The sequence below is a fragment of the Dietzia sp. B32 genome (genome assembly GCF_024732245.1).
In the GTDB taxonomy this organism is placed as follows: domain Bacteria; phylum Actinomycetota; class Actinomycetes; order Mycobacteriales; family Mycobacteriaceae; genus Dietzia.
The window spans coordinates 691,858-717,297 of the sequence record NZ_CP093845.1 but is presented as its reverse complement, the minus strand read 5'-3'; the positions used below and the strand labels follow the sequence as shown (position 1 = coordinate 717,297).

Annotated in this window: 27 protein-coding genes; 9 read left to right on the top strand and 18 right to left on the bottom strand. The window is 69.2% G+C overall.

The features are described from left to right. Positions 1–37 precede the first annotated feature (37 nt). Together L8M95_RS03430 and glpX are read right to left on the bottom strand one after the other, a co-directional pair. Positions 38–1,441, bottom strand: coding sequence for a class II fumarate hydratase (locus L8M95_RS03430; protein WP_260487965.1), 1,404 nt, complete (start codon positions 1,439–1,441; stop codon positions 38–40). A gap of 76 nt (positions 1,442–1,517) precedes the next feature. Continuing rightward, the gene (gene glpX, locus L8M95_RS03425) at positions 1,518–2,528 is read right to left on the bottom strand and encodes a class II fructose-bisphosphatase (protein ID WP_260487964.1); all 1,011 of its coding nucleotides are present in this window, start codon (positions 2,526–2,528) and stop codon (positions 1,518–1,520) included. 122 nt (positions 2,529–2,650) lie between these two features. On the opposite strand from glpX, the gene L8M95_RS03420 reads away from it, so the two are divergent. Next, positions 2,651–3,211, top strand: coding sequence for a DUF4245 domain-containing protein (locus L8M95_RS03420; RefSeq protein ID WP_260487963.1), 561 nt, complete (start codon positions 2,651–2,653; stop codon positions 3,209–3,211). A 73-nt stretch (positions 3,212–3,284) separates the two neighbouring features. On the opposite strand, the gene L8M95_RS03415 is transcribed toward L8M95_RS03420, so the two are convergent. From L8M95_RS03415 to L8M95_RS03405, 3 genes are read right to left on the bottom strand one after another with little or no spacing between them, the layout of a single operon-like run. Then, complete coding sequence (locus L8M95_RS03415) at positions 3,285–3,518, bottom strand: exodeoxyribonuclease VII small subunit (protein ID WP_260487962.1); 234 nt, start codon at positions 3,516–3,518, stop codon at positions 3,285–3,287. Then, positions 3,518–4,885: an exodeoxyribonuclease VII large subunit gene (gene xseA / locus L8M95_RS03410; RefSeq protein WP_260487961.1), complete on the bottom strand. Its 1,368-nt coding sequence runs from the start codon at positions 4,883–4,885 to the stop codon at positions 3,518–3,520. Before xseA ends, L8M95_RS03415 begins: the two co-directional genes overlap by 1 nt. Continuing rightward, complete coding sequence (locus L8M95_RS03405; RefSeq protein WP_260487960.1) at positions 4,882–5,277, bottom strand: hypothetical protein; 396 nt, start codon at positions 5,275–5,277, stop codon at positions 4,882–4,884. Before L8M95_RS03405 ends, xseA begins: the two co-directional genes overlap by 4 nt. A gap of 73 nt (positions 5,278–5,350) precedes the next feature. On the opposite strand from L8M95_RS03405, the gene L8M95_RS03400 reads away from it, so the two are divergent. After that, positions 5,351–6,331: a 4-hydroxy-3-methylbut-2-enyl diphosphate reductase gene (locus L8M95_RS03400; RefSeq protein ID WP_260487959.1), complete on the top strand. Its 981-nt coding sequence runs from the start codon at positions 5,351–5,353 to the stop codon at positions 6,329–6,331. A gap of 72 nt (positions 6,332–6,403) precedes the next feature. Here the strand turns inward: L8M95_RS03400 and L8M95_RS03395 are convergent, their stop codons facing one another. Beyond that, positions 6,404–6,901: a DUF6542 domain-containing protein gene (locus L8M95_RS03395; protein WP_260487958.1), complete on the bottom strand. Its 498-nt coding sequence runs from the start codon at positions 6,899–6,901 to the stop codon at positions 6,404–6,406. Positions 6,902–6,912: 11 nt separating this feature from the next. After that, positions 6,913–8,424 (bottom strand): AI-2E family transporter, encoded by a 1,512-nt coding sequence (locus L8M95_RS03390; protein WP_260487957.1) that lies wholly within the window; start codon positions 8,422–8,424, stop codon positions 6,913–6,915. A gap of 99 nt (positions 8,425–8,523) precedes the next feature. Here L8M95_RS03390 and ychF point away from each other — a divergent pair, with 99 nt between their 5' ends. Both ychF and L8M95_RS03380 read left to right on the top strand, forming a co-directional pair. Then, positions 8,524–9,603 (top strand): redox-regulated ATPase YchF, encoded by a 1,080-nt coding sequence (gene ychF, locus L8M95_RS03385; RefSeq protein ID WP_260487956.1) that lies wholly within the window; start codon positions 8,524–8,526, stop codon positions 9,601–9,603. A gap of 217 nt (positions 9,604–9,820) precedes the next feature. Beyond that, positions 9,821–11,425 (top strand): MFS transporter, encoded by a 1,605-nt coding sequence (locus L8M95_RS03380; protein ID WP_260487955.1) that lies wholly within the window; start codon positions 9,821–9,823, stop codon positions 11,423–11,425. 154 nt (positions 11,426–11,579) lie between these two features. On the opposite strand, the gene L8M95_RS03375 is transcribed toward L8M95_RS03380, so the two are convergent. Together L8M95_RS03375 and L8M95_RS03370 are read right to left on the bottom strand one after the other, a co-directional pair. Further along, positions 11,580–12,065 carry a hypothetical protein gene (locus L8M95_RS03375; protein WP_260487954.1) on the bottom strand — a complete coding sequence of 162 codons (486 nt, stop codon included), beginning with the start codon at positions 12,063–12,065 and terminating at the stop codon, positions 11,580–11,582. 300 nt (positions 12,066–12,365) lie between these two features. Next, positions 12,366–12,938 (bottom strand): YdeI family protein, encoded by a 573-nt coding sequence (locus L8M95_RS03370; RefSeq protein WP_260487953.1) that lies wholly within the window; start codon positions 12,936–12,938, stop codon positions 12,366–12,368. Between the two features lie 117 nt (positions 12,939–13,055). On the opposite strand from L8M95_RS03370, the gene L8M95_RS03365 reads away from it, so the two are divergent. Continuing rightward, the gene (locus L8M95_RS03365) at positions 13,056–13,418 is read left to right on the top strand and encodes an iron chaperone (protein WP_260487951.1); all 363 of its coding nucleotides are present in this window, start codon (positions 13,056–13,058) and stop codon (positions 13,416–13,418) included. Between the two features lie 26 nt (positions 13,419–13,444). Continuing rightward, positions 13,445–14,068 (top strand): mismatch-specific DNA-glycosylase, encoded by a 624-nt coding sequence (locus L8M95_RS03360; protein ID WP_260489143.1) that lies wholly within the window; start codon positions 13,445–13,447, stop codon positions 14,066–14,068. Here the strand turns inward: L8M95_RS03360 and L8M95_RS03355 are convergent. Together L8M95_RS03355 and L8M95_RS03350 are read right to left on the bottom strand one after the other, a co-directional pair. After that, complete coding sequence (locus L8M95_RS03355) at positions 14,047–14,643, bottom strand: hypothetical protein (RefSeq protein ID WP_260487949.1); 597 nt, start codon at positions 14,641–14,643, stop codon at positions 14,047–14,049. The genes L8M95_RS03360 and L8M95_RS03355 overlap by 22 nt on opposite strands. 17 nt (positions 14,644–14,660) lie before the next feature. Continuing rightward, complete coding sequence (locus tag L8M95_RS03350; protein ID WP_260487947.1) at positions 14,661–15,065, bottom strand: hypothetical protein; 405 nt, start codon at positions 15,063–15,065, stop codon at positions 14,661–14,663. Positions 15,066–15,243: 178 nt separating this feature from the next. Here L8M95_RS03350 and L8M95_RS17560 point away from each other — a divergent pair, with 178 nt between their 5' ends. Beyond that, positions 15,244–15,561, top strand: coding sequence for a VOC family protein (locus L8M95_RS17560; RefSeq protein ID WP_396119368.1), 318 nt, complete (start codon positions 15,244–15,246; stop codon positions 15,559–15,561). 36 nt (positions 15,562–15,597) lie between these two features. Here the strand turns inward: L8M95_RS17560 and L8M95_RS03340 are convergent, their stop codons facing one another. The 7 genes from L8M95_RS03340 to L8M95_RS03310 all read right to left on the bottom strand — a co-directional run bounded on the left by L8M95_RS03340 (position 15,598) and on the right by L8M95_RS03310 (position 24,008). After that, entirely contained in the window at positions 15,598–15,987 is a 390-nt protein-coding gene (locus L8M95_RS03340) for a VOC family protein (protein WP_260487944.1), read from the bottom strand. Between the two features lie 66 nt (positions 15,988–16,053). Continuing rightward, positions 16,054–17,175 carry a N(5)-(carboxyethyl)ornithine synthase gene (locus L8M95_RS03335; protein ID WP_260489142.1) on the bottom strand — a complete coding sequence of 374 codons (1,122 nt, stop codon included), beginning with the start codon at positions 17,173–17,175 and terminating at the stop codon, positions 16,054–16,056. A 232-nt stretch (positions 17,176–17,407) separates the two neighbouring features. Then, positions 17,408–19,642 carry an NADP-dependent isocitrate dehydrogenase gene (locus tag L8M95_RS03330; RefSeq protein WP_260487942.1) on the bottom strand — a complete coding sequence of 745 codons (2,235 nt, stop codon included), beginning with the start codon at positions 19,640–19,642 and terminating at the stop codon, positions 17,408–17,410. Positions 19,643–19,755: 113 nt separating this feature from the next. Continuing rightward, on the bottom strand, positions 19,756–21,555 hold the full coding sequence (locus L8M95_RS03325) for an ABC transporter ATP-binding protein (RefSeq protein WP_396119738.1): 1,800 nt from the start codon (positions 21,553–21,555) through the stop codon (positions 19,756–19,758). A 41-nt stretch (positions 21,556–21,596) separates the two neighbouring features. Next, positions 21,597–23,189 carry an ABC transporter transmembrane domain-containing protein gene (locus L8M95_RS03320; protein ID WP_396119366.1) on the bottom strand — a complete coding sequence of 531 codons (1,593 nt, stop codon included), beginning with the start codon at positions 23,187–23,189 and terminating at the stop codon, positions 21,597–21,599. Positions 23,190–23,200: 11 nt separating this feature from the next. Next, a complete protein-coding gene (locus L8M95_RS03315; RefSeq protein WP_260487939.1) occupies positions 23,201–23,641 on the bottom strand; it encodes a hypothetical protein in 441 nt (146 codons plus the stop codon). A gap of 160 nt (positions 23,642–23,801) precedes the next feature. Beyond that, positions 23,802–24,008, bottom strand: coding sequence for a dodecin (locus tag L8M95_RS03310; RefSeq protein WP_312027454.1), 207 nt, complete (start codon positions 24,006–24,008; stop codon positions 23,802–23,804). A 97-nt stretch (positions 24,009–24,105) separates the two neighbouring features. On the opposite strand from L8M95_RS03310, the gene L8M95_RS03305 reads away from it, so the two are divergent. Both L8M95_RS03305 and L8M95_RS03300 read left to right on the top strand, forming a co-directional pair. After that, the gene (locus L8M95_RS03305; RefSeq protein WP_260487935.1) at positions 24,106–24,879 is read left to right on the top strand and encodes an isocitrate lyase/phosphoenolpyruvate mutase family protein; all 774 of its coding nucleotides are present in this window, start codon (positions 24,106–24,108) and stop codon (positions 24,877–24,879) included. A 68-nt stretch (positions 24,880–24,947) separates the two neighbouring features. Continuing rightward, on the top strand, positions 24,948–25,412 hold the full coding sequence (locus tag L8M95_RS03300; protein WP_312027441.1) for an SRPBCC domain-containing protein: 465 nt from the start codon (positions 24,948–24,950) through the stop codon (positions 25,410–25,412). Positions 25,413–25,440 lie beyond the last annotated feature (28 nt).

Genomic DNA, 25,440 nt, shown 5'->3' with positions numbered 1-25,440 from the left:
CGGCGGTGCCGTGAGGCGGCGCAAGGGTGAGGCGGTGTCAGCGCTCGCGGTCGAGGCCCGTCATCCCCAGGACGTCGAGTCGGCGGTCGAGCTCGGACTCGGACAACGGGTCCGGGACGAAGCCCAGGGCGATGACGGCCTCGCGGATGGTGATCCCCTCGGCGAGAGCGTGCTTGGCGACCCGGGCGGCCTCCTCGTAGCCGATCGCCGAGTTCAGGGGCGTGACGATCGAGGGGGAGGACTCGGCGAGGCGACGCATCCGATCGGCATCGGGCTCGATCCCGTCGATGCAGCGCTCGGCGAACAGGGTGGAGGAATTCGCGAGGATCCGGACCGACTCGAGCACGTTTCGCGCCATCACCGGGATCGCGGTGTTGAGCTCGAACGCGCCACTCGCGCCCGCCCAGGCGACGGCCGCGTCGTTGCCCACGACCTGGGCGGCGACCTGCGCGACCGTCTCACACAGCACCGGGTTGACCTTGCCGGGCATGATCGACGACCCCGGCTGCAGGTCCGGCAGGTGGATCTCGGAGAGCCCGGTCATGGGCCCCGACCCCATCCACCGGATGTCGTTGGCGATCTTGGTCAGCGAGACGGCGACGGAGCGTAGCGCCCCGGACAGCTCGACCAGCCCGTCGCGGGCGGCCTGGGCCTCGAACGGATCCGCCGCCAGACGGAGCTCCTCGAGCCCGGTCAGGGAGCGCAGCTCCTCGACCACGGCGGAGCCGAAGCCGTCGGGGGCGTTGAGCCCGGTGCCCGCGGCGGTGCCGCCGATCGGCAGCTCGCCGACGCGGGGCAGCGTCCCGCAGACACGCTCGACGCCGGCACGGATCTGGCGGGCGTACCCGGCGAACTCCTGACCCAGGGTCACGGGCACGGCGTCCATCAGGTGGGTGCGTCCGGGCTTGACCACCTCGCGCCACTGCTCCGCCTTGGCCTCGAAGGACTCGGCCAGGGTGCCCAGGGCGGGGACGAGATCCGCGATCACGACCTCCGTGGCCGCGACGTGGGTCGCGGTCGGGAAGGTGTCATTGGACGACTGCGACATGTTGACGTCGTCGTTGGGATGCACGGTGACACCCTCGGCCGCACACAACGAGGCGATGACCTCGTTGGTGTTCATGTTGGAACTGGTGCCCGAGCCGGTCTGGAACACGTCCACCGGGAAATGCTCGTCCAGCTCGCCCTCGGCGATCCGTCCGGCCGCGGCGACGATAGCGTCGACCTTGTCGGGGTCGAGCAGCCCCAGCCGGCCGTTGACGGTCGCGCAGGCGGACTTCAACAGGCCGAGCGCACGGATCTGCGCGCGCTCGAGCCCGCTACCCGAAACGGGGAAGTTCTCGACCGCGCGCTGGGTCTGTGCCCGCCAGAGGGCGTCCACGGGGACCCGGACCTCGCCCATCGTGTCGTGTTCGATACGGAATTCAGTCTGATCGGCCATACCGGCCAGACTAGGCGCGCCCGCCGCACCGTGCAGGAGAGTCCGGTGCGGCGGGCGCGGGTTGCCGGGGGAGTGCTCAGTTGCCGCCGGTGGCCTGGCCGTAGTCCACGGCGGAGAACTCGCGGAGCTTCTCCATCTTGTGGCGGCCCTCGACGTGGCGGACGGTGCCCGACTTGGACCGCATCACCAGCGAGCGGGTGACGGCGCCGTTGGAGCGGTAGCTCACGCCGCGGACCATGTCGCCGTTGGTGATGCCGGTGGCGGCGAAGAAACAGTTGTCGCCCTTGACCAGATCGTCCGTGCCGAGGATCGCGTCGACGTCGAGTCCGGCGTCGACCGCCTTCTGGCGCTCCGCCTCGTCCTGCGGCCACAGCTGCCCCTGGATCTCGCCGCCCATGCACTTCAACGCGCATGCGGTGATGATCCCCTCGGGCGTACCGCCGATGCCCATGAGCATGTCCACCGAGCTGTCGTCGGAGGCCGCGGCCACACCGCCGGCGACGTCGCCGTCCATGATGAGCCGCACCTTGGCGCCCGCGGCACGGATCTCGGCGATGAGCTCGGCGTGGCGCGGCCGGTCGAGGACGCACACCGTCATGTCCCCGACGTCGATGTTCTTGGCCTCGGCGACCGACCGAATGTTCCACTCGGTGGACTTGGCGAGGTCGATCCTGCCGACGGCGTCCGGGCCCACGGCGATCTTGCGCATGTAGAACACGGCGGACGGATCGAACATCGAACCGCGCTCGGCGACGGCGATCACCGCGATCGAGTTGGGCCGGCCCTCCGCCATGAGCCGCGTGCCGTCGATGGGGTCCACGGCCACGTCGACGGCCGGCCCCTCGCCGGTGCCGACCTTCTCGCCGTTGAAGAGCATGGGCGCCTCGTCCTTCTCGCCCTCACCGATCACCACGACGCCGTCCATGTCGACGGTCGAGATGAGCTCCCGCATCGCGTCCACCGCAGCGCCGTCGCCGCCGTTCTTGTCACCACGCCCGACCCATCGTCCGGCTGCCAGGGCCGCGGCCTCGGTCACACGGACCAGCTCCATGGCGAGGTTTCGATCGGGGCGCTTGGTGTGGGACATAGGTGGTCTGGCTCCTCGTAATGGCGTTCTCGGTGGGGTGTCGGCGCCCATTGTTCCACCTCGGTCACCCCGCCGGGGGCCACGCGCCGGACTCGCCCCGGGTGGGTGGGATACTCGCAGGCGTGGCCGAGTCGAAACCGAGAATCCTGCAGGGCAACCGCGACATGTTCTGGTCGGTGGTGGTGCTCATGGTGATCTGCGGCGTCTTCGCCGGAGTGGCCGGGCTGTGCACCTTCAGCCCGTCCGGCCCGCAGCAGGGACAGATCCCCGACTTCGACGCACAGGCCTCGCTGGAACAGGACGCCCGGAGTCTGGGTTTCCCGATCCGCTCGCCCGAGGTCCCCGACAGCTGGACCCCCAACTCGGGTCGCGTCCAGGGCTTCGCCGGGACCACGTCCAGCCACGTGGGCTGGGTGACCGGCGAGCGCAGCTACGTCGAACTCGTCCAGTCAGACGCCCCCGAGGACGCGTTCCGGTCCCTGGGCGGCGGGCCGCGGCCCAGCCGGACGATGGTGCCGGTCTCCGGTCGCGAGTGGGCGGTCTTCACCGGGGACGACGTCCGGCCGGTGTGGGTGCTCGACCTCGACGACGTCCGCGTCGCCGTCACCGGATCCGCGCCGACGTCCGATTTCGAGTCACTCGCCGCTGCGGTGCAGGGCGAGCAGCCACTGCCGACCCGGTAGCTGCCCGCGTGCGGTGCACGCGGTGATCGCATCGGGGCCGCGGTCGGTGTTCGTGCCCGGCCGGGCGACGGGCTCAGCCCCGGTCGGAGCCGCCCTCGTCGTCGTCGCCGAGGACGGCGTCGATCCGCGCACGGGCACCGTCGAGGTGCTCGGTGCACCGCGCGGCGAGTTCCTCACCGCGCTCCCACAACGCCAGCGAGGCGTCGAGGTCCTGGCCCCCGGCCTCGAGGATGCGGACCACCTCGATCAGCTCGTCGCGGGCCTGCTCGTACCCCAGTTCGGAGACGGGGGTCTGCTCGTCGGACATCAGGACTGCTCCTCGGGATTGGGGGGCGCGGGTGTCTGGGGCGCGGGTGTCTGGGGCGCGGGTGTCGGGGGCTCGGGTGTCTGGGGCTCGGAGGTGTCAGGGGACGGGGTTGTGCGGCCGGCGGCGGGTGTCGACCCGAGTGCCGCCGCGGAGATGGAACCGTCGGAGACGCGGATCCGCAGCTGCGAACCGGGTGGGGCGTCGGCGATCGACGAGACCACCCGGCCGTCGTGGCTCCCGGCGACGGACTGCACCACGGCATAGCCGCGGGCCAGGGTGGCGGCGGGCCCGAGCGTGGTGAGGCGCGCCGACAGGTGGCCCAGCGACGTGGACTCCGAGTCGATGATCCGGGTGATGTCGCGTCGGGCCGCGCGGAGGGCCTCGGCGACGATCTCCGCCCGCGAGTCCACGATCCCGTACGGGTTCGCCATGCACGGCCGCGACCGCACGGCCGCCAGCTGGTTACGCTCCCTGTCCACCCAGCCGCGGAGGGCCCGGGCGGTACGGGACCGGGCCTCGGCGATGCGGCGCCGCTCCTCGACCACGTCGGGGACCACGCGCTTGGCCGCATCGGTGGGGGTGGCCGCACGGAGATCGGCGACGAGGTCCGACAACGGCGAGTCCGGCTCGTGTCCGATGGCGGAGACCACCGGGGTGCGGCACCGCGAGATCGCACGGATGAGGGCCTCGTCGGAGAAGGGGAGGAGGTCCTCGACCGACCCGCCGCCGCGGGCGAGGATGATGACGTCGACGACGGGGTCCGCGTCGAGCCCGGCCAGCGCATCGAGGATCTGGGGCACGGCCGACGCCCCCTGCACCGGGGTGTTGCGCACGGCGAAACGGACGTCCGGCCAGCGGCCGCGGGCGACCTCGACGACGTCGCGTTCCGCAGCACTCGCCCGTCCGGTGATCAGGCCCACGCACGTGGGCAGGAACGGCAGGGGCCGCTTGAGGCGGGGATCGAACAACCCCTCCGCCGAGAGCGCCTGCTTGAGACGCTCGATGCGGGCGAGGAGCTCGCCCACGCCCACCGGGCGGATCTCCGAGACCTGGAGGGAGAACGACCCGCGGCCCGTGTAGAAGCGCGGGGTGCCCCGCACCACCACCCGGCTGCCCTCGGTGACGGGTACCGGCGACTCCGAGATGAGCCTGGGCGGGCAGGTGAGGGTCAACGAGTTGTCCACGGAGGGGTCACGCAGGGTGAGGAACGCGGTCCGGGTGCCGGGGCGCAGGCTGAGCTGGGTGATCTGCCCCTCGACCCACACCGCCCCGAGCCGGTGGATCCACGCCGCGATCTGGTCCGAGACCACCCGGACCGGCCACGGCTGCTCGGCGCTGCTGGGGGTGCGGGGAGAGGAGGCCGTCACGCGTCGCGGGGGGTGACGCGGCCGGTCGGCACGTCGGGGTCGTCGTCGCTGCCGCGGCCCCGACCGGCGGCGGAGGACGAACCGTAGACCCGGTAGGACACGTCCAGGACCTCGTCGGGGTCGGCCTCGTCCTCGTCGAACGTCGCCCACTCCGGCTGATCGGACCGGGCGGGGAAGACGGAGGCCAGTACCTTGTCGCCCTTCACGGCCAGGTCGGTGAGGGCCTGACCGGCGTGGAGGTAGGACTGCACCAGACCGCCGGCGACCCGCACGGGGATGCCGGGCAGCGTGGTGACCGCCTCGACCGCACGGCCGGGCAGGGCCACGACACGCTCGGCCGCGGTGGCGGCGAGTCCGATCGAGGCACGGGTCAGGAACAGGGGTCTGAACATGCGGACCTCTCTGCCGGGGGGCGTGAAGGGAGGCGTAATGGTCGAAATCCAGTATGAACCGTACCCTGGGGACATGACCGAGCAGACCGACATGATCGCCGAACCGGCAACCAAGCGGGTACTACTCGCGGAACCGCGCGGCTACTGTGCCGGCGTCGACCGAGCCGTCGAGACGGTCGAGAAAGCCCTGGCCAAGCACGGGGCACCGCTGTACGTCCGCAAGGAGATCGTCCACAACAAGCACGTCGTGGAGTCCTTCACCGACCAGGGCGTGATCTTCGTCGACGAGACCGACGAGGTCCCGCGCGGGGCGAACCTCGTGTTCTCGGCGCACGGGGTCTCGCCCGCCGTCCGGGAGAGCGCCCTCCGGCTCGAACTCAAGACGTTCGACGCCACCTGCCCCCTGGTGACCAAGGTGCACACCGAGGTCAAGCGCTTCGCGCGCGAGGGTTACCTCATCCTGCTGGTGGGCCACGAGGGTCACGAGGAGGTCGAGGGGACCGCCGGTGAGGCGCCCGACGTGGTGACACTGGTCGACGGGCCCGACTCCGTCGACGAACTGGACATCCCCGTGGACACCGAAAAGCTAATCTGGCTCTCGCAGACCACGCTCAGCGTGGACGAGACCATGGAGACGGTGCGCCGCCTCAAGCAGAAGTACCCCACGCTCATCGACCCGCCCTCCGACGACATCTGCTACGCCACGCAGAACCGTCAGGTCGCGGTCAAGACCATGGCCCCGCAGTGCGACCTCGTGATCGTGGTGGGTTCACAGAACTCGTCCAACTCCGTGCGACTGGTGGAGGTCGCGCTGCAGGCGGGAGCCCGCGACGCGCACTTGGTGGACTACGCCAAGGAGATCGACACGTCCTGGTTCGAGGGCGTCACCACGGTCGGGGTCACCTCGGGCGCGTCCGTGCCGGAGATCCTCGTGCGGGGCGTGGTGGACCTGCTTGCCGACCACGGCTTCGGCGACGTCTCCACGGTGCGGACGGCGCAGGAGACCATCACGTTCTCGCTGCCCCGTGAGCTGCGGGTCCCCAAGAAGGTCTGATCGGTCGCCCCCGCCGGAGAAGCGGCGGGGGAGACGTGGTGTATCCGGAGAGCGCCGCGGCGCCCCCTGCCTTCAGCGGCGGGAGTGCGCCGGGGCGCTCCGCTGTACGAGGGGGGCCACCGGACGGGAGTTCCGGGGACGCGGTTCCCACACGAAGGCCCGGATCAGGGCGATCCCGACCACCACGATCGTGGTGGTCATCATCAGCGGGAAGCGGGTCGCCAACGGCAGGATGATCGAGACGAGCTGCGTCCGCGAGAAGACGTCCGCGCCGGCACCGACGCCGGAGGTGACGTAGACCAGCGGCACCAGCACGGCCATGATGATCGGCGGCTGAACCCCGGCGACGAACACCGAGCGACGGACGACCGCGAGCACGGACACGAGGCAGCCGAGGAAGAACGTGATCGTGAACGACGTGCCGAGCTCTCCGGAGATCGAGTCGATCGCCACGCCGGTCAGTGAGATCGCCACCGCCAACAGGACCGCTGTCCAGGCGGGAAGCCCCCTTACGGAGGACACCACGGACCGTTCGTCCGCCGGTACCCGGCCACTCCTGCGTCTACTCACGGGACATGACTCTAACCTTCGAGGCGTCGCGCGAGGAATCGGCCGAAGCGTCTCAGGGGGTTGGTCCTGCCTTCCGACGGCGACGGGCGGTCGCCGGTCACGGCGTCGGGGTCGACCGGGCCGGTGGGCGGATCCGCCTCGTCCGCAGACGGATCGGTGGCATCGGGGGTCGGGGGGACGACCTCGTCGTCGTCCCCTCCGGTCCCCACCGCTGTGGCGCCCGGTCGGGGCACCACGGGCGGGACCATCCCCGGCGCCCCGACCCCGAGACCCGGGCGCGCGTCCATCATCCCGGCCATGATGGCGCTACTGCTCTTGCGCAGGGGGGCGAAACGCGAGCTCGACAGTTCACCCAGCCAGGCCGTCAGGCGACCCTCGTCTGTCGCCGACGCGAGGTCGGAGGCGGTGACGTCCCCGGTCCGCAGATCGATCTGTTCGCCCAGATACCGCAGGATGACCGCGACCACGGCCAGGATCGGGACGGCGAGGAACGCGCCGACGATGCCGAACAGGGTACTGCCGGCGGCGACGCCCAACAGCACCACGACCGGATGCAGGTTCATCGCCCGGGACTGCAGGATCGGCTGGAGGATATTGCCCTCGAGCTGCTGCACGGCGACGATCACGATCAGCACGATGATCGCCGTGGTGAACCCATTGGCGACGAGTGCGATGAGGACCGCCAGTGCGCCGGCGGTGAACGCACCGACGATGGGGATGAAGCCGGCGAGGAACGTGATCACAGCCAGCGCCCACGCCAGGGGGACCCCGAGGACGACCAGGGCGATTCCGATGAGGGAGGCGTCGACGAACGAGACGATCGCCTGCGTCCGGATGAACCCGCCCAGGGTGTTCCACGCGCGGGTGGCGACCTCGGTGAGGTGGCGGCCGGCGTTGCGGCCGGCGATCCGACGGACGAACGGGAGGAAGCGCGGGCCGTCCTTGATGAAGAAGAAGGTGAGGACCAGCACCAGGACGAGGGTGACGACGAGGGAACCCACCGCGGTCACCCCGGTGAACACCCCGTTGGCGATCTGGTCGCCGCGATCCTGGAGGGTCGAACTGAGCTGACCCAGGACACCGTCGAGTTGCTCGTCACGGATGTTGAGCGGGGGCCCGCGGAGCCAGTCCTGGACCTCGCCGATCGCGTCGGAGGTCTGATCCGCGAGCTGGACACTCTGCTCGACGATCGACGGGGCGATCAGCGCGATGACCCCGGCGACCACCCCGAGGGACCCGACCAGGGAGATGAGCGCGGCCAACGACTTGGGGACGCCGTGTCGGGTCATCCACCCCGTCGGGGGCCACAGCACGGTGGAGACGATGAGCGCCAGCAGGATCGGGAGGATCCCCACCCACAGTGCGCCGCCGATACGGGACACGAGCCAGCAGGCGACGAGCAGGATGGCCAGCCGCAACGCCCAGTCGGTGACCCAGCGACCCCCGATGCCGATGAGGACGGACCGGTCGACGTGCTCCTCCTCTGCACCCGGCGCGGGAGGCGGTTTCGGCTCATCACTCATGCCCCACATGATGACAGAGGCCACGCGGGCGCGCTCACTGTCGAGGGCCGGGGTGGCGGGGCGGGAGCCCGGGGGAGGCGGGACGTAGACTCGGGCCTCGTGAGCCTCACCCTCGGAATCGTCGGACTGCCCAACGTCGGTAAGTCGACCCTGTTCAACGCCCTGACGAACAACGACGTCCTCGCGGCGAACTACCCGTTCGCCACCATCGAGCCCAACGTCGGCGTGGTCGATCTGCCCGACCCCCGCCTGAACCGACTCGCCGAGATCTTCGGGTCCGAGCGGATCCTGCCGGCCGTGGTCTCGTTCGTCGACATCGCCGGCATCGTCAAGGGCGCCAGCACCGGCGAGGGCATGGGTAACAAGTTTCTCGCCAACATCCGCGAGGCCGACGCCATCTGCCAGGTCGTGCGGGTCTTCGACGACCCGGACGTGATCCACGTCGACGGCAAGGTCGACCCGATGGCCGACATCGAGGTGATCGCCACCGAGCTGATCCTGGCGGACCTGGAGACCATCGAGAAGGCGATCCCGCGGCTCGAGAAGGACTCTCGCAAGGACAAGTCCCTCGTCGCGACCCTCGACGAGGTCCGCAAGGCGCAGGCAGTTCTCGAGGACGGCCGGACCCTGTTCAAGGCGCAGGACGAGGTGGACCGTACCCTGCTCCGGGACCTGCACCTCATGACCGCCAAGCCCTTCCTCTACGTCTTCAACGCCGACGAGGCCGTGCTCACCAACGAGGAGCGACAGGCCGAACTGCGTGCCGCGGTGGCCCCGGCCGACGCCGTGTTCCTCGACGCGAAGGTCGAGGCGGAGCTCCTCGAGCTCGACGAGGCCGACGCCATGGAACTGCTGGAGTCGATCGGTCAGCACGAGCCGGGTCTGAACTCGCTCGCCCGCGCTGGCTTCCACACCCTCGGCCTGCAGACCTACCTCACCGCCGGCCCCAAGGAGTCGCGCGCCTGGACCATCCGCAAGGGCGACACCGCCCCCAAGGCCGCCGGCGTCATCCACACGGACTTCGAGAAGGGCTTCATCAAGGCCGAGATCGTCTCCTTCGAGGATCTGGACGCGGCCGGGTCGATGGCCGCCGCCAAGGCCGCCGGCAAGGTTCGCATGGAGGGCAAGGACTACGTCATGGTCGACGGCGACGTGGTGGAGTTCCGCTTCAACGTCTAGTAGGCACTCTGATCGCCCCGAATCCAGTCAGCGGATCCGGGGCGATCGGCGTTCGATGGGCGGATGTACCCGGCGGGCGACTCGCGTTCGTGTGCGGGCATCCAGGAGTATGCTGACGTGGTGTCAGTAACCTCTGGCGCCGAGTGACTCTGCTTCGAGAACGAAGGACCACGTGGGCGAACCGCAGATTTTCCCTCATCCCAAGCGTTGGTATGCGATGGCGATCGTGTCGCTGGCCGTGTCGATCATCATCATGGACGCCACCGTGGTTAACGTGATCCTGCCGGTGCTGATCCAGGATCTCTCGCTCAACGTGTCCGAGGCCGAGTGGGCGAACTCGATCTACGCGCTTGTCTTTGCGGCGCTGCTGATCACGGTCGGCCGCATGGGAGACCTGTTCGGTCGCCGACGGTTCCTGCTCATCGGCATCACGGTCTTCGTGCTGGCGAGCCTCATCGCCGCCGCAGCACCGAACGGCTCGGTGCTTCTCCTGGGCCGAATGCTGCAGGGTGTCGGCGGCGCGATGATCCTCCCCTCGACCCTGGCCACGGTGAACGCCATGTTCACCGGGCGCGAGCGCGGCATCGCGTTCGCGATCTGGGGCTCGACGATCGGTGGCATGGCCGCGGTCGGCCCGCTCGTCGGCGGATGGCTCGCGACCTACGTCAGTTGGCACTGGGCTTTCCTCATCAACCTGCCGATCGGCATCATCATCGTGATCGGCACGATCCGCTGGGTTCCCGAGACTCGCGATCTCCACACCGATCGCGGAATCGATATCGCCGGGATCGCACTGTCGGTGATCGGCTTGTCTGCGCTGGTGTTCGGCCTGATCGAGGGCCAACGTTACGGATGGTGGAACATCGACACCCCGCCCTCGATCGGCGGCTGGACCTGGCCGTCGTCACTGTCGCCGGTGCCGTTCGCGTTTGCCCTCGGGGTGCTGGCGATGGCGGCCTTCGTGTCCGTTGAACGCAGGCGTGTCCGCGCCGGACGCCCGGTGCTGCTGGACCTCGGACTGCTCCGGATCCGGAGCCTGCGCTACGGATCGATCGCCGCGCTCATCGTCTCGCTAGGCGAGTTCGGCATGCTGTTCGCCCTCCCGCTCTACGTCCAGGGCGTGCTCGGATACACTCCACTCAACACCGGCCTGCTGATCCTGGCCCTCGCATTGGGTACGTTCCTGATCTCCGGTGGCACAGCCCAGCTCGCCGGCCGCATGGGCGGACGCAGCATCGTCCGCATCGGGCTGTTGCTCGAGATGATCGCGGTGGTGGGCCTGGCGCTGAGCATCTCGGCCACAGCCGACGCCTGGGTCCTGGCCGCGTGGCTTTTCCTCTACGGCGTGGGCGTGGGTCTGGCCACAGCGCAGCTCACCAACGTGATCATGGTCGACGTCCCGGTGGCCCAGAGCGGGCAGGCCTCCGGGTTCCAGAGCACAGTGCGGCAACTCGGCTCGGCTCTCGGCGTAGCCATCCTCGGCACGGTTCTGGTGACCACTCTCGCCAACGCGGCGTCGTCAAACCTCGAGGACCTCGGTGGATTCACCCCGCAGGAACAAGAGCAGATCGTCTCGGCGGTGAAGGGGTCCGCGGGTACGGCGATTCCGGGCCTGGCTGAGATGCCGGGCTCGAACGAGGAGGTGCAGCAGGCCGCGGAGGATGCCATGGTCACCGCCGCCCGCGTCGCGACCTTCGGTGCAGCGGGTGCCCTGCTGATCGGGCTCCTCGCCACCGTGGGACTACCGGCGACGCCGCCGGTGCGCCGCGGGGACGAGGATGAAGAGGAACTCGCTCCCGAAGCGCAGCCGCTCGCCGACTGACAGCGTCGGACCGGACGAGTCTGACGCTGGGACGACTGCGCAGACGCCGGGAAAGGAAGGACGAGCTCTCCGGGGACCGCCCCTGACCGACCGAACAGGGTCGCGAGCGCCGAGCACCGTCAGGCGCTCTATGCTGCGCCGTGATCGTCTCGCGTCACCACTGCTTCGTCTCCCATCCCGGTGGGGGAGCGATGTCGACCTCCCCGCACCGCCACCCGTCGTGGAATTCCTGGAATGCCGAAGGGGGAATGCCGATCTCGTACGACAACCGACGTAGGTCAGCGAACCATCTGCAGTACTCAGAGTCGTTGAAGTAGATCACTTCCCTCGGCGAACCGAGATGGCGAAGGATCTCGTCCGCCACGTCATCCACCGTTGTCGATGACTCGACCACAAGGCCGCCGACACGCGGGAACCCACCCTCTGTCGTCCGGAAGACTGCGTCCGGATCACGCTCCGGGAGGTTGACGCCCGACCGGAGATTCGCCGCGGCGGTGACGTCGATACGCCAGTAGCCGACTGCACCGAAGTAGGGAAGGGCCCGGATTCCGGTGAATCCGCGGCCGTGGAGTTGTTCGACTGCAGCCAGCAGGAGACGCCAGACCCGGTCGGTCTCGCACTGTGCCGTTCTGCGGGGCATCGCTCACCTCATTGTGGGTTGGTGGACCGACGATGCCTGCCAACGTCGGCGCGGCACGGATCATGTCATCCGGGTCCGACAGTGCAGCCCCAGCCGATCTCAGTGGCGACGCGGTGAGTGGATTCGGCGATCGGCAACTGAGTTGCTAAATCGTCGTGGTCAGCGGCGTGTGACGGTTGCTCGCAAACGAGAGGCGGTTGATCTCCGGTCTGCCGTCGATGCCCGCACGCTCGCCGCCGTGGTGAGGAGAATTGCTGGTGGGAGCGCGAGCGACACCCGGTGGCGGAGAGAGGGGCCCGGTCACGACCCCGTGAGCCGCGATATCAGGCGGGCCACCCGTCGCTCGAGAGCGTCCTCGTTGGTAGCGGTGAGCAGGGGCAGGAGCGCGCTGAAGCGTTCGGCCCGGGTGAGTCGCGCGAAGGCCGCTTTGGCAGCTGGTGCCGCCTCGAGGGCGATGTCGAGCGATTCCGGGGGTTGCGCGGTCGCCTGCCCGGGGTAGGCGCGGTCCCAGCGACCGTCGGACTTCGCGCGGTCGATCTCCGCGACGCCCCGCGGCCGCAGTCGCTGGTCTGCAGCGAGGCGCGCGACGATCTCGACGTTCCGCAGAGACCAGAGCGAGCGCGCTCGGCGCGGAGTGAAGCGCTGCACGTACGTCTGCTCGTCGTAACCGACGCGCTGGCCGTCGATCCATCCGCTGCACAGGGCTTCTTCGAGAGCCTCCTGATAACTGAGTGAGGTCGGAGACGTCACTCCCTTCTTCGCGAGCATCAGCCAGATGCCGGCGGAACTCTCGTCATTCCTGCAGAGCCACTCGCGCCATCGCTCTCTGGTCGCCAGTACAACGGGGGACTGCGGGCCGTCCGGTTGACTCATGGGCCCAGCCTCGCAGGTGATGCGGACACACCTCGTCCTCAATCAAGCCGGGTCGGTGACCCCGACCGGACCCGGGCACCCGGGACTCTCGGGGTCTCATCGCGCTAGCCTCTCCCCATGGTCGAGAAGGCGACAACCGTCGAGGAGTATCTGGGGGCGCTCGACCCCGCGCGCCGAGCAGAGCTCGAACGAATCCGGGCGCTCGTCAGACAGCTCGTCCCGGAAGTCGAGGAAACCATGAGTTACGGGATGCCGACGCTCATGTACAAGAACCGGGCACTGGTGTACTTCACCGCGTCCAAGAAACACATGAGCTTCTACCCCTCCTCATGGGCGATCCGGGAGCTGGAGGACCAGCTGACGGACCACCGAACTACCGAACACTCGGTCCACTTCACCCTGGCCACTCCACTGGCCGATGATCTGATCAGCGACCTCGTCCGTGTACACAGGCGTGAGATCGACGCCGCCGAGTCGTGACAGGCATCCCCCGGCGGCCCTCCCCGATGGGCGGGAGCCGTCCCGGTCGTGACGACCTGACCCGTTTCGCGACGGACGACCCGCACGCTATCGACGACGTCCTGCCCGCCGACACCAGCGGGCTACGGCTGCTCATCGTCGGGGTCAACCCGGGCTTGTGGACCGCGGCCGTCAACGCACCCTTCGCGCGGCCCGGTAACCGGTTCTGGCCGGCGCTGCACCGGGCCGGTCTGACCGACCACGTCGTGGACGCCGCGGCCGGCTTCTCGTCGGAGGACGAGAACCAACTGCTCGCGCGCGGCATCGGCATGACCAACCTCGTCGGGCGGGCCACCGCGCGCGCCGACGAGCTCACCCGCGACGAACTACGGGCAGGGGCGGAGCGCGTGACGGTGCTGGCCCGTGAGATGCGTCCTCATGTCGTCGCCGTCGCGGGCATAACCGCGTTCCGCATCGCATTCGCGCGGCCGAAGGCCGGCTATGGGGAGCAGGACACCTCGGATATCCCGGGTTGGTCCGGTGATGTCACGCTGTGGGTCGTGCCGCAGCCGAGCGGGTTGAACGCCCACGAGACCATCGACTCCCTGGCCGAGCACTGGCGTCAGGTCTGGAACGCCGTCGAGGCGCGTCACGGGTCGGACAGCGGCTGACCGGCCGTGGACCCGGCCTGGGTCAGGCCGGCTTTCCATCCGGGCGCTCGTCCACCGTCGGGCGGTCGGATGAGCGCCATGTCGTGACCACTGCGAGCGAGTAACCAGGATGTGAGGGTGTTGGAGTTCCACATGTCGCCGTTGTGCAGTTCGTCGCGGCCCCAGGTCGCCGCCGGGAACTCCGCAACCAGCTCCAGCACCTGTCGCGCCCGGTCCCGGCTCCCGCTGACCCGACGGGGGCCGTTGACCGCCGAGCCGACGTCGGGGATCGCGCCGTCTCGCCAGCAGCGGACCTCGTAGCGGAAGACCCTGCACCTTCCCCACGAACGGAACCCGACCGCGCCCTCGGAGACGACACCACGGTCGCTGTCACCGGTGACCCACACGGGCGCCATCTCGATGGCGTGATCGTGACCGTCGAGGTGCACTATCAGTGCCGAGTGGTAGAGGTCGGCGCGCCGCCTGTGCTGGTGAATCGCGGCGACGATCTCGTAGAGTCGTCCGCTTCCACGGACGCACCGGCCACCGGCGCCGGCCCCGAGTGGTATCCAGTACAGGTCGATGCTGGCCAGCATCGGTCCTTCATCCGTGATCACCTCACAGATCCGATGTCCGAGCCAGTCGGCGGACGCGTCTCAAAGGCGATGATCGGTGTCGAAGGCCCGATGCCGCGTCGGCTACCCGGGTGGGTGACGAGGTAGGTCTCGAGCGCGGTGGAACGCTCTGGTTCCGGGAGGACGTGCCCCACGGTGGCGGATCGAGTTCCTCCGCGCAGCAGCTGTGCGTGACACGGATGCCGGAACGCCCGCCACCAGGTCTTCCGCCCGGGCCGACCGGCCACCACGAGGAACCGACTCCCGTCCGCGACGCACAGTGCGGGGAGACGGACCGACCGGCCCGAGACCGGTCCGGTATAGGAGATCTCGCCGAGCTCGCGCGGCAGCACGCGGCGGAACGGGCTGTCGAGTATCCGCAGGATGAGCCGGTTCAAGCGCATGCCGCCCCACCTCCTGGTGCGTGTCCCTCAGGTCTACTCCGATGGGTCGACCAACGCCATGGGCTCGACCAGCAAGATTGCGGGGGACTTCCCTTCTGTAGCGATCCGGCCCGACTCGAGGGGGATATGATCCGGTTGTTCCGGCTCTCGACGAGGAGCAACGATATATAGGCGACTGATGGGCAATTGCACCGTCTCCGACGGATCGGCGGCGGAAGCGTGGTACTCACGTGTGCTCGGCCGGGGACCGGACGACCGGCCGATGCCGGGCCTCCTCGAATGGCATCTCGGAGACTCATTCGGACTCCAGGTGTGGGCCGAGCCGGGCCGGGCAGGGCACTCTTCGGTGGTGATCGGGGTCGATGATCTGGACAAGGAGGCGCGGCGCCTCGACGCTTCCGGGATCGACAACCCCGGGCCGCAGCCCGGCGGTGGTCAGAGAATTCTCGTGGTCGAGGACCCTGACGGGAACCGCGTCGTGTTCGCGGGGGCCTGATATCTCGCGCCGAGCGGAACGCGCCAGCTCAGGCCGTCAGCGTGCATTCGAGGATGCGGTCCCCGGGCCCGAGCGCTGCGGAACGGTGTGCATCCCGACATTGACGACGTTGCCGGAGCGATCGCGGACGAAGAACCGCGTGACGCCCCATTCCTCCGCGGTGAGGGGATACACGATCTCCAGACCTGTCGCGACCGCCGTCTCGAACGCGGCGACGACGTCGTCGACGAATACCGAGACCGTGGGGTTCACGGCCGCGGTGGCATCACGGGTGAGCAGGCTGAGCTGGCGGCCGTGGGCGTCCGCGAGGGTCACGATCCAGCCGTGATCCATCACGACCTCCAGCCCGAGGATCGCCGTGTACTCCTGAACGGCCCTCGGCAGGTCGGAGACGGTGAGGTCCGGGACGATCCGCTCCACGTTCATCGTCCGATCCCAGCGCACCCGGCGGGTGAGTGCAACCCGGTTCGACGCGGAGTCCTCGTGAGGTCCCTATGTGGCGTCCGGCGTTCCGACCAGCGAATGGGGGAAGGCCGCTTCGCGCCCCTGGAAACGAAGGATGCTCGGGTTGACGATCACCCCGTCACGGATCTCGATGGCGCGAGAGAGGGTGAGGTCGCCGTCCCACGCCGCCGGGCCTTCCATGACGGTGCGCAGGAACGGGAGCAGTGCCTCACTGATCTCCCACGTGGCGGAGTTCCAGAGGTACGACGGGCTGTGATCGACCGCGTAGTAGTTCACCCCGTGGCCCACGGTGAACATCGGGTCGTCGAATCCCGTGGGCTGCGCCCATTCGAAACCCATTCCCGCGTCACAGGAGACGTCGATGATCAGGCTCCCCGCCGCGAAGCCTTCGAGGTCCCGGGTGCGCAGGTACGTCATGGGTGCGTCCACGTCCTGGAGTGTGCAGTTGACGACGATGTCGTGCGCGGCGAGGAAGGCCGGGAGCGGGATGTCGCCGCCGTCGGTGGGCACTGAGCCGAGATAGGCGTCGCCGCCATCGGTGTGGAGCTGGGTGATGTGCGCGCTGTGGATTGGGGAGCCGACGGCCGTCGCCCCTCGCTGCGTGAGGACCTGGATGTCGTGGATCCCGTGGGCACTCAATGCGGTGACCGCCCCGCGGGCGGTCGCCCCGAAGCCGATCACGACTGCGCTGCGTCGTGGCCCGTAGTTGCCGGTGGCTCCGATGAGACTCAGGGCGTGGAGGACCGAGCAGTACCCGGCGAGTTCGTTGTTCTTGTGGAGCACGTGCAGGCTGAAGTCACCCTGCCGGGTCCAGTGGTTCATCGCTTCGAAGGCGATGAGGGTGAGGCGCTGGTCGATCGCGGTCTGCGTCAGTCCGGCGTCCTGGACGCAGTGGGGCCATCCCCAGAGGGTGCGACCCGCGGGGATCTCGCGCACATCCGATGCCTGGGGCTTGGGGAGCAGAAGAACGTCGGCGTCCCGGATGACCTCCGACCTCTCGGCGACCCGACCCACCCGCGACTCCACGTAACCGGGCTCGAGCTGGAAGTCGGCGGCGTACCCGTGTTCGACGATCATCCGCGCCCGCACCTCCGGATCGATCCTGTCCAGGTGGTGCGGATGCAGGGGCAGGCGCCTCTCGTTCTCCATCGACGAGTTCGCGAGGACCCCGAGCGACAGGAGGGCGCGTCCCGGGGCGTCGGCGGACTCCCGCTGATCGGAGGTGGCATAGGACGGTTGAGCGGTGCCGGACATCCGGACTCCCATCATCGGGGAACCGGGGCCAGCTCCGACACGAGTGTAGTCCGGCCCGGTGACTGACCGCGCCCCCGCCGGATCACTCCGGCGGGGGCGCGGTGGGCTGGCCAAGGCGCGGCCGGGATCAGGCGAAGGCGCTGTCCAGGTGTGCGTTGAGCGTCGCGCTGGGACGCATCGCGTCCTTCAGCTTGGCGATGTCGGGCCGGTAGTAGCCACCGAGATCGACCGCGTCGCCCTGGACCTCCGTCAGTTCCTGCAGGATGGTGTCCTTGTCGGCATCCAGCTTCTCGGCCAGGGGGGCGAACCGGGAGGCCAGCTCGGCGTCCTCGGTCTGGGAGGCCAGCTCCTGCGCCCAGTACAGCGCCAGCCAGAACTGGCTGCCACGGTTGTCGAGTTCACCGGTCACGCGTGAGGGCGACTTGCCGTTCTCCAGCAGCTTGCCGGTCGCGGTGTCCAACGCCTCGGCCAGGATCGTGGCCTTGGGGTTGTCGTACTTGCGCCCGAGGTCGTCCAGGCTCGCACCGATTGCGAGGAACTCCCCGAGTGAGTCCCAGCGCAGGTGGTTCTCCTCCACCAGCTGCTGGACGTGCTTCGGAGCGGAACCGCCGGCACCCGTCTCGTACAGACCGCCGCCCGCCATCAGCGGCACGATCGACAGCATCTTGGCACTGGTGCCCAGCTCCAGGATCGGGAACAGGTCCGTGAGGTAGTCGCGCAGGATGTTGCCGGTCACCGAGATGGTGTCCAGTCCACGCCACGCGCGCTCGAGGGTGTAGCGCATGGCGCGCACCTGGGACATGATCTGGATGTCCAGGCCCTCCGTGTCGTGCTCGGCGAGGTACTTCTCGACCAGCTCGATGAGCCTGGCCTCGTGGGGCCGGTACGGATCCAGCCAGAACACGGCCGGCATGTCGGAGGCGCGGGCGCGGTCCACGGCGAGCTTGACCCAGTCACGGATCGGCGCGTCGTTGACAGTGCACATGCGCCAGATGTCACCGGCCTCGACCTCCTGCGAGAGCAAGACCTCACCGGTCGCGGCGTCGACGATGTTGGCCACGCCGCCGGTCTCGACCTCGAAGGTCTTGTCGTGGCTGCCGTACTCCTCGGCCTTCTGCGCCATGAGGCCGACGTTCGGCACGGTCCCCATGGTGGTGGGGTCGAACGCTCCGTTGGTCTTACAGAAGTTGATGATCTCCTGGTAGATCCGAGCGAACGTGGACTCCGGGATGACGGCCTTGGTGTCCTTCTTGCGGCCGTCCGCGCCGTACATCTTGCCGCCGATGCGAATCATCGCGGGCATCGAGGCGTCGACGATCACGTCGGAGGGGGAGTGGAAGTTGGAGATGCCGCGGGCCGAGTCGACCATCGCGAGCTCAGGCCGCTGTTCGTGGCAGCGGTGCAGCTCCTCGATGATCTCCTCCTTCTTCGCCGACGGCAGGGTGTCGATCTTGGCGTAGAGGTCGCCCATGCCGTTGTTGACATTGATGCCGAGCTCGTCGAACAGCTCGCCGTACTTGGCGAAGGCGTCCTTGTAGAACACGCGGACCGCGTGCCCGAACACGATCGGGTGGCTCACCTTCATCATGGTGGCCTTGACGTGCAGCGAGAACATGACGCCGGTCTCCTTGGCGTCGTTGAGCTGCTCCTCGTAGAACTCCAGCAGAGCCTTCTTGCTCATGAACATGGAGTCCACGACGGTGCCCTTCAACAGGGATTCCGTCTTGAGGACGCGGGTCTCGCCGTCCGGCGTATCGACCTCCATACGCACGTCGCAGTCGCGGTCGAGGATGATCGACTTCTCGCCCGCGTAGAAGTCACCGTGGGTCATGTGCGCGACGTGGGTCTGCGAGGCCATGGACCACTTGCCCATGGAGTGCGGGTTGGCCTTGGCGTACTCCTTGACGGCCTTCGGGGCGCGTCGGTCGGAGTTGCCCTGGCGCAGCACCGGGTTGACCGCGCTACCGAGAATGCCGGAGTACCGCTCGGCGGTCTCCTTCTCCTCGTCGGTCTGCGGGTCCCAGGGGAAGTCGGGAAGGTCGTAACCCTGCGACTGCAGCTCGGCGATCGCCCTGGTGAGCTGCGGGACGGAGGCGCTGATGTTGGGCAGCTTGATGATGTTGGTGCCCGGCTCGTGGGTCATCCGCCCCAACTCGCCGAGATTGTCGGGGACCTTCTGCTCATCGGTGAGCCGCTCCGGGAAGGCGGCCAGGATGCGCGCCGCCACGGAGATGTCGCTCGTCGTGACGTCGATGCCGGCCGCGTCGGCGAAGGTGCGCACGACGGGGAGGAACGCCTCCGTCGCCAGCCGCGGGGCCTCATCGGTGAGCGTGTAGATGATCGTCTGTCTGTCTGAGGTCATGGATGTCGACTCTTTTCGTCTCGAAGGCTGATCATGTTCTTGTGGAACGGGGTCAATTCGCCGACTCCATCATCACCCGAGTCGGACACCTGTGCGCCGTTTCACTGTGTCGTCTACCCCGGTCGTGTGGTCCCGGGCCCGATCGGTGCCCCCGCCGACCCGCCGGTGGTACGTCGGCCGACGGACCATGCGGACCACAGGTGCGCGTAGATCCCGTCCCGGGCGAGCAGGTCACCGTGGGTGCCGCGTTCGACGATCCGGCCCCCGTCCATGACGAGGATCGTGTCGGCGCGGGAGGCCTGATCGAGCCGGTGTGCGATGACCAGGGCCGACCGGTCGCGGGTGACCTCGTCGGCGGCGAGTTCGAGCGCCCCGGCGCCTGCGGAACCGGCTTCCGCGGTGGCCTCGTCCATGACGATGAGGGCGGGGTCCAGCAGGAGCACCCGGGCCAGCGCCAGTTGCTGCGCGGCGACGGGGTCGAGTTGGATCCCGCGCGCGCCGACAACGGTGTCGAGCCCCGCCGACAACCGGTCGAACCACGCTGCGGCGTGCACCCGTCCCAGGACGTGGAGTAGTTCCGCATCGGTGGCGGCGGGCCTGGCCAGCGTGAGGTCCTGGCGCAGGGTCCCCGAGAAGACGTGCACCTCCTGGCTGACCGTGGCCAGGCGGGCGATGCGTTCGCCGTCCGACAGGGACGAGACCGGATGGCCGTCGACGAGGACCTCGCCGGAATCGGGGACGAGGAGCCCGGCCAGGAGCGCTGCCACGGTGGTCTTCCCGGCCCCCGATGCTCCGACGATCGCGACCGTCTGGCCGGGGGAGATGGCGAAGTTGATGTCCCGGACGGCCCAGGCGCCGCCGTAGCTGAAGCTGACGTCGCGCAGTTCGACGCGCCCCTGCGCCGGCTCGACCCCGCTGTCGGGTACCGGGACCGGCGGATCCACCACGACGCCCACGATGCGGGCGAGCGAGGCGTAACCCGACTGCACGACGTCGAGGATGCGCATGAAGGTGTTCAACGGTCCCCGCAGTCGGATGATCATGAGGACCGCGCCCGTCACCGCGCCGACGGTCAGGGCGTCGGTGGCGACGAGGTGGTAGCCGACCCCCAGAGCGATCGCGAGCATGAGGAACTCGCCGAGCAGCATCCACACGTTGAGCACGAGCATGGTGGTCCGGGCCCGGATCCCCTTGCGGACGACGTCCCAGGAGGCGTTCCCGATCAGGGTGTGCATCCGGGCCTCGAGGGAGAACGCGCGGACCGTCGCACGGCCGCGGATCGCTTCCAGGACACGGCGGGCCCGCTCGGCCATCGCGGCGCGTTCCGCGGCGTAGCGATCGGGTGCCTTGGCCAGGTACTGGCGCGCGGCGAGGTAGTACAGGGGTGCGACGACGACAGGGATGACGACGAACTGCCAGTCCAGGGCGAACAGCGCGATCACCGTGGCCACGACCGTCAACACCGAGGTGGACAGGGTCGGGACCGTCTCCGTGACGGCCGAGGACAGTTCTGCCACGTCGTCGGTGGACCGACTGACCAGGTCTCCCGAACCGGCGTCCTCGACGCGGTGGGTGGGCAGTCCCAGCGCGGTGCCGACCATGTCCTGGCGCAGGTTGGCGATCACCCGTTCGGACAGTCTCGCCACGATGTAGAAACCGGCGGCGCTCAGCAGGGCGCCGACGACGGCGGCGGCGAGTAGTTGCCCCCCGATCAGCCACAGCGACCCCTGTGACTGCCCGGAGACGAGGTCCACGATGCGGCCCATGAGCTGCGGGATGAGAACCCCGGCGTAGGCACCGAGGCTCAGCAGGAGCACGGCCAGGGTCAGCCACCGTCCGGCGTGGCGGACCCGGCCCAACTGCCGGGCGACCTCGCGACGGACCTGGCCCGCGGAGGCGACCGGGAACCTCAGGGCACTGTCGGTCTTGACGGGAGGCGTCCGGTTCGTCGTCGTCATCTCCCTGCCCCCACGAGGACACCCTCCGCCGTCGCGCGGAGCTGATTCACGGTGAGGTGGGCGTCGGCCACCGCGCTCCATGCGGGGGCCCGGGTGAACACGAGGGTGATCCGGCCTGCTCGGTGACGGGTGACGTTGTCCGCGAGGTTCTGCTCGGTGACCGAGTCGACCGCGGTGGTGGGATCCTGCAGCACCAGGACCTCCGGACCCCAGGCGACGGCGCGGGCGAGGGCGACGCGTTGACGCTGGCCTCCCGAGAGCATCCGCCCGCTCTCCCCGACGCGCTTGTCGGGGCCCTCGGGGATGTCGTCGCAGCAGGCCACCGCGAGCGCCCGTTCGGCGGTGTCCCGATCCGGGTGGACGTTGTCGGCCACGCTCCCGTCGAACAGGTCCGCGGCGTGCGGCGCCACGACCACGCGCGTGCGGGGCAGCGACTCGAGCAGGTGCACCAACTCGGGGTCGCCGCCGTCGACGACGGTCAGGCCCGGAGGGAGGGCGTCGATGAAGCGTCGGGTGGCCGCGACGTCGACCTCGGAGAGGCGTTCGAAGTCGGCGCCGAGGACCTCACGGATCCGCTTGCCCGACGCCTCGGCCGATGCCCAGCGGGAGGCGAGGTTCCGGCCGAACATGGTCATGGGTACGACGAGGAACTGGGTGAGGCCCACCACCGTGATGAGCTCGCCGATCGTGACGTGACCGCCGAGGGCGAGCGCACCGGCGGAGATGCCGAGCGTTGAGACGAAGAGGGCGCCCGCGGCCTCGGTGGCGCCGTTGAGGCGGGCCTCGGCCGCGTCGGCGTGGACCGTTCTGCGATAGGCGGTGTCGGAGACCTCGTCGTAGCGACCGCGGACGGTGACGATGGCGCCCAGTCCCTTGAGGATGCGCAGCCCCTGCACGACGTCGGTGGCGGTGGCCGCGGCCTGGGCGATCGCCCGCTGCCGCTCGACGGACCGTTCCTGCAGCGGGCGCGCCACCCACAGTGCGACCACGACGAGCAGGGGCCCGCCGATCAGCGTGGCCAGACTCAGCCACGGGTTGATGCCGAACATCATCGCCGCGCCGTAGGTGATGGCGGCCGCCTCGGCGACCGGCATGACCGTCATCATGACGATGTCGCCGACGCGGGTGGTGTCCGAGGACGCGACGGACAGCAGGCCGCCGGCGGTGCGATCCCGGCCAGCGAACCCGCGGGGGTCCTGGATGCGGTCGGTGACCGCCGTCCGCAGGTCGTGGCTCACCAGTTGCTGGCTGCGGACCAACATGAAACGGGCGGTCCAGTTGGCGGCGATCGCCATGACGAACACGCAGCCGAGGATCGCTATCCAGAACCACAGCCGGTCGGGTGTGGAGGTGGCGATCGCATCGTCGACTGCTCGCCCCACGACCACCGGGGTCAGGCCGTTGCACAGGAACGCCACGGCCATGGCGCCGGACGCGACGAAGCTCCACGGCCGTTGCGACAAGGCGACCTTGAGGGTCCACCCGGACGCGTCGACGTGGGGGAGCTTCGACCTGCGCCCGCCCGGTCCGGGTAGCGCCGAGTAGTCGACGATGCTGCCCGTTTCCGAGGGCTGTGGGTTGTCGGGCACGAGGTGCGATGTTACCCGGCGGCTGCTCCGAGGCTCCCGTTGCGAGCTGCGCGGCCGCCGACGATCTCGACGCCGTGGGGATCGGCCACGCCGAACGCGAGCAGGGCCTGCCCGGAGGAGTCCAGTTCGTCCTCGATCGTCCGTAGCCAGCCCCTGACCACCTTGGCGGGCAGGCGGCGTCCGGCCGACAGTCCCACGACGAAGCCGGGGACCGGGACCTGTGACAGCACGGCCATCGAGCGGCGGCGGTCGCGGGAGGACGCCGTCCAGTCGGTGTCTCCGATGAGGATGGGCGAGGGCAGTGCGGCGTCGTACTCGTCGCAGGGCAGGATGAGCAGAGTGTCGCGCTGGCGGTCCTCGTAGCCGATGACGAGGTCGATGACGCCGGCGGCGAGCGGGGCGTCGTCGAGCGGGCGGCGGGACCAGTCGTCTGGGAGTTGTTCGAATCTCATGTCCGAGAGTTTTCGGCACCGCAGTGCGAATCGACAGGCCTGACCCCGGATCTGTGGAATGGGAGAAGCGGCCTGTGGGGAACTCGACCCGGGGGAACCGCAGCGCCGGTTCGCGCGTCACGCACCGGAGTGCATGAGTCCCGGGCCCCGCGGCCCGCACTCAGGATTCGTGTCGGAAGCCCACCTTGATGGTGACCTGCCAGTGCGTGACCGAGCCGCCGTCGAGTTTGCCGCGGACGGACTGCACCTCGAACCACTCGAGGTTCCGCAACGACTTGGACGCCTCCGCTACGGCGTTGGCGATGGCCTGGTCCGTACCGTCGGGGGACGACCCGACGATCTCGGTGATGCTGTAGACGTGGTTCACGACGACCTCCGTGGGTGTGATGCACATCACTCTACGGTGGTCGGGTACGGGGGTGCATCCCGTAGGGTCGGGGGAACGACGGCACCAGGAGGTTCCCATGACCGATGTCAGCGCACGCGCTGCCGAATTCTCCGACCGGCACGGCTCCGGAGACCTGCTGATCCTCCCGACGGTCTGGGACGTGTGGAGCGCCCGCATCGCGGTCGATGCGGGGTTCACCGGACTCACGGTGGGCAGTCACCCCGTCGCCGACTCCCTCGGTAGCGCCGACGGCGAGAACATGGACTTCTCCGAATATCTTGCAGTGGTCAGGCGAATAACCGACGCGGTGGACGTCCCCGTCAGCGCGGACGTCGAGTCCGGGTACGGGCTGGAGCCGGGAGAGCTCATCGGCCGACTCCTCGACGCGGGGGCGGTCGGGGCGAACATCGAGGATGTGGTCCACGGCGAAGGCGGGAGGGTCCGCGAGCGGCAGGAGCACGCCGACTACATCGCCGGAGCCCGTCGCGCGGCCGACGAGGCGGGGGTCGCGTTCGTCATCAACGGCCGAACCGACGCGGTCAAGCTCGGAACCGACGTGTTCACGGATCCGCTGGCCGAGGCCGAAGCACGGATCCGGCTGATGGAGGACGCCGGCGCGCGATCGGTCTACCCGGTCGGGCTCTCGACGGCGGACCAGGTCGGGCGACTCGTGCAGGCTGTGACGATCCCGCTGAACGTCACCGCGCATCCGGTCAGGGGCCACGGAGCCGGGGACGCCTCCGCGCTGAGGGGCCTCGGGGTGCGACGGGTGTCGTTCGGCCCGCTGTGGCAGATGTGGCTCGCCCAGGTGTCGACGGACCAGCTCGCCCACTGGGGCTCTCCGAACTGAGGCTCCGCCCGGGTCCGGCCGCGAGTCGGTTCGCGACCCACCGCACCATCGCCGGACGGGAGATGCCCATGCATCCGCACCACGACGACCTGACCTTCGAGCGGGTAATACGGGCTTCGCGCCAGGCGGTCTGGGAGGCCTGGACCACGTCGACGGCGTTCGCGCAGTGGTGGATTCCGGAACCGTACCTCTGCCGGGTGGAGCACTTCGCGCCGCACGCGGGCGGTGGGTTCGTCACGTCGATGAGCGAGGACGGGCTGCATTTCTCGCCCCACATGGACGCGGCCTTCCTGGTGGTCGACGAGTGCGAACGCCTGGTGTTCACGAACGCGGTGGACAGCACCCTGCGTCCGACCAACCCCGCACCGGTGGCCGTGACCGGAGAGGTCACGCTCGGCGACCGCCCGGACGGCACGAGGTATCGGATCACCGCGCGGCACGCCGACGACGAGGGGCGGGGCACGCACGAAGCGCTGGGGCTGGTGCAGGGCTGGACCCTCGTCACGGGGCAACTCGCACGATTCGTGGAGTGAGAACCACGCACGGCCCGCCCCACGTGCG

What these genes read in the sequence shown, in the direction of transcription:
- L8M95_RS03430 (WP_260487965.1), bottom strand. Translation starts at nt 1,441, where the DNA reads ATGGCCGATCAGACTGAATTCCGTATCGAACACGACACGATGGGCGAG.
- glpX (WP_260487964.1), bottom strand. Translation starts at nt 2,528, where the DNA reads ATGTCCCACACCAAGCGCCCCGATCGAAACCTCGCCATGGAGCTGGTC.
- L8M95_RS03415 (WP_260487962.1), bottom strand. Translation starts at nt 3,518, where the DNA reads ATGTCCGACGAGCAGACCCCCGTCTCCGAACTGGGGTACGAGCAGGCC.
- L8M95_RS03405 (WP_260487960.1), bottom strand. Translation starts at nt 5,277, where the DNA reads ATGTTCAGACCCCTGTTCCTGACCCGTGCCTCGATCGGACTCGCCGCC.
- L8M95_RS03400 (WP_260487959.1), top strand. Translation starts at nt 5,351, where the DNA reads ATGACCGAGCAGACCGACATGATCGCCGAACCGGCAACCAAGCGGGTA.
- L8M95_RS03390 (WP_260487957.1), bottom strand. Translation starts at nt 8,424, where the DNA reads ATGAGTGATGAGCCGAAACCGCCTCCCGCGCCGGGTGCAGAGGAGGAG.
- L8M95_RS03380 (WP_260487955.1), top strand. Translation starts at nt 9,821, where the DNA reads ATGGCGATCGTGTCGCTGGCCGTGTCGATCATCATCATGGACGCCACC.
- L8M95_RS03375 (WP_260487954.1), bottom strand. Translation starts at nt 12,065, where the DNA reads ATGCCCCGCAGAACGGCACAGTGCGAGACCGACCGGGTCTGGCGTCTC.
- L8M95_RS03370 (WP_260487953.1), bottom strand. Translation starts at nt 12,938, where the DNA reads ATGAGTCAACCGGACGGCCCGCAGTCCCCCGTTGTACTGGCGACCAGA.
- L8M95_RS03365 (WP_260487951.1), top strand. Translation starts at nt 13,056, where the DNA reads ATGGTCGAGAAGGCGACAACCGTCGAGGAGTATCTGGGGGCGCTCGAC.
- L8M95_RS03360 (WP_260489143.1), top strand. Translation starts at nt 13,445, where the DNA reads ATGGGCGGGAGCCGTCCCGGTCGTGACGACCTGACCCGTTTCGCGACG.
- L8M95_RS03355 (WP_260487949.1), bottom strand. Translation starts at nt 14,643, where the DNA reads ATGCTGGCCAGCATCGACCTGTACTGGATACCACTCGGGGCCGGCGCC.
- L8M95_RS03350 (WP_260487947.1), bottom strand. Translation starts at nt 15,065, where the DNA reads ATGCGCTTGAACCGGCTCATCCTGCGGATACTCGACAGCCCGTTCCGC.
- L8M95_RS17560 (WP_396119368.1), top strand. Translation starts at nt 15,244, where the DNA reads ATGGGCAATTGCACCGTCTCCGACGGATCGGCGGCGGAAGCGTGGTAC.
- L8M95_RS03340 (WP_260487944.1), bottom strand. Translation starts at nt 15,987, where the DNA reads ATGAACGTGGAGCGGATCGTCCCGGACCTCACCGTCTCCGACCTGCCG.
- L8M95_RS03335 (WP_260489142.1), bottom strand. Translation starts at nt 17,175, where the DNA reads ATGGAGAACGAGAGGCGCCTGCCCCTGCATCCGCACCACCTGGACAGG.
- L8M95_RS03330 (WP_260487942.1), bottom strand. Translation starts at nt 19,642, where the DNA reads ATGACCTCAGACAGACAGACGATCATCTACACGCTCACCGATGAGGCC.
- L8M95_RS03315 (WP_260487939.1), bottom strand. Translation starts at nt 23,641, where the DNA reads ATGAGATTCGAACAACTCCCAGACGACTGGTCCCGCCGCCCGCTCGAC.
- L8M95_RS03305 (WP_260487935.1), top strand. Translation starts at nt 24,106, where the DNA reads ATGACCGATGTCAGCGCACGCGCTGCCGAATTCTCCGACCGGCACGGC.
- L8M95_RS03300 (WP_312027441.1), top strand. Translation starts at nt 24,948, where the DNA reads ATGCATCCGCACCACGACGACCTGACCTTCGAGCGGGTAATACGGGCT.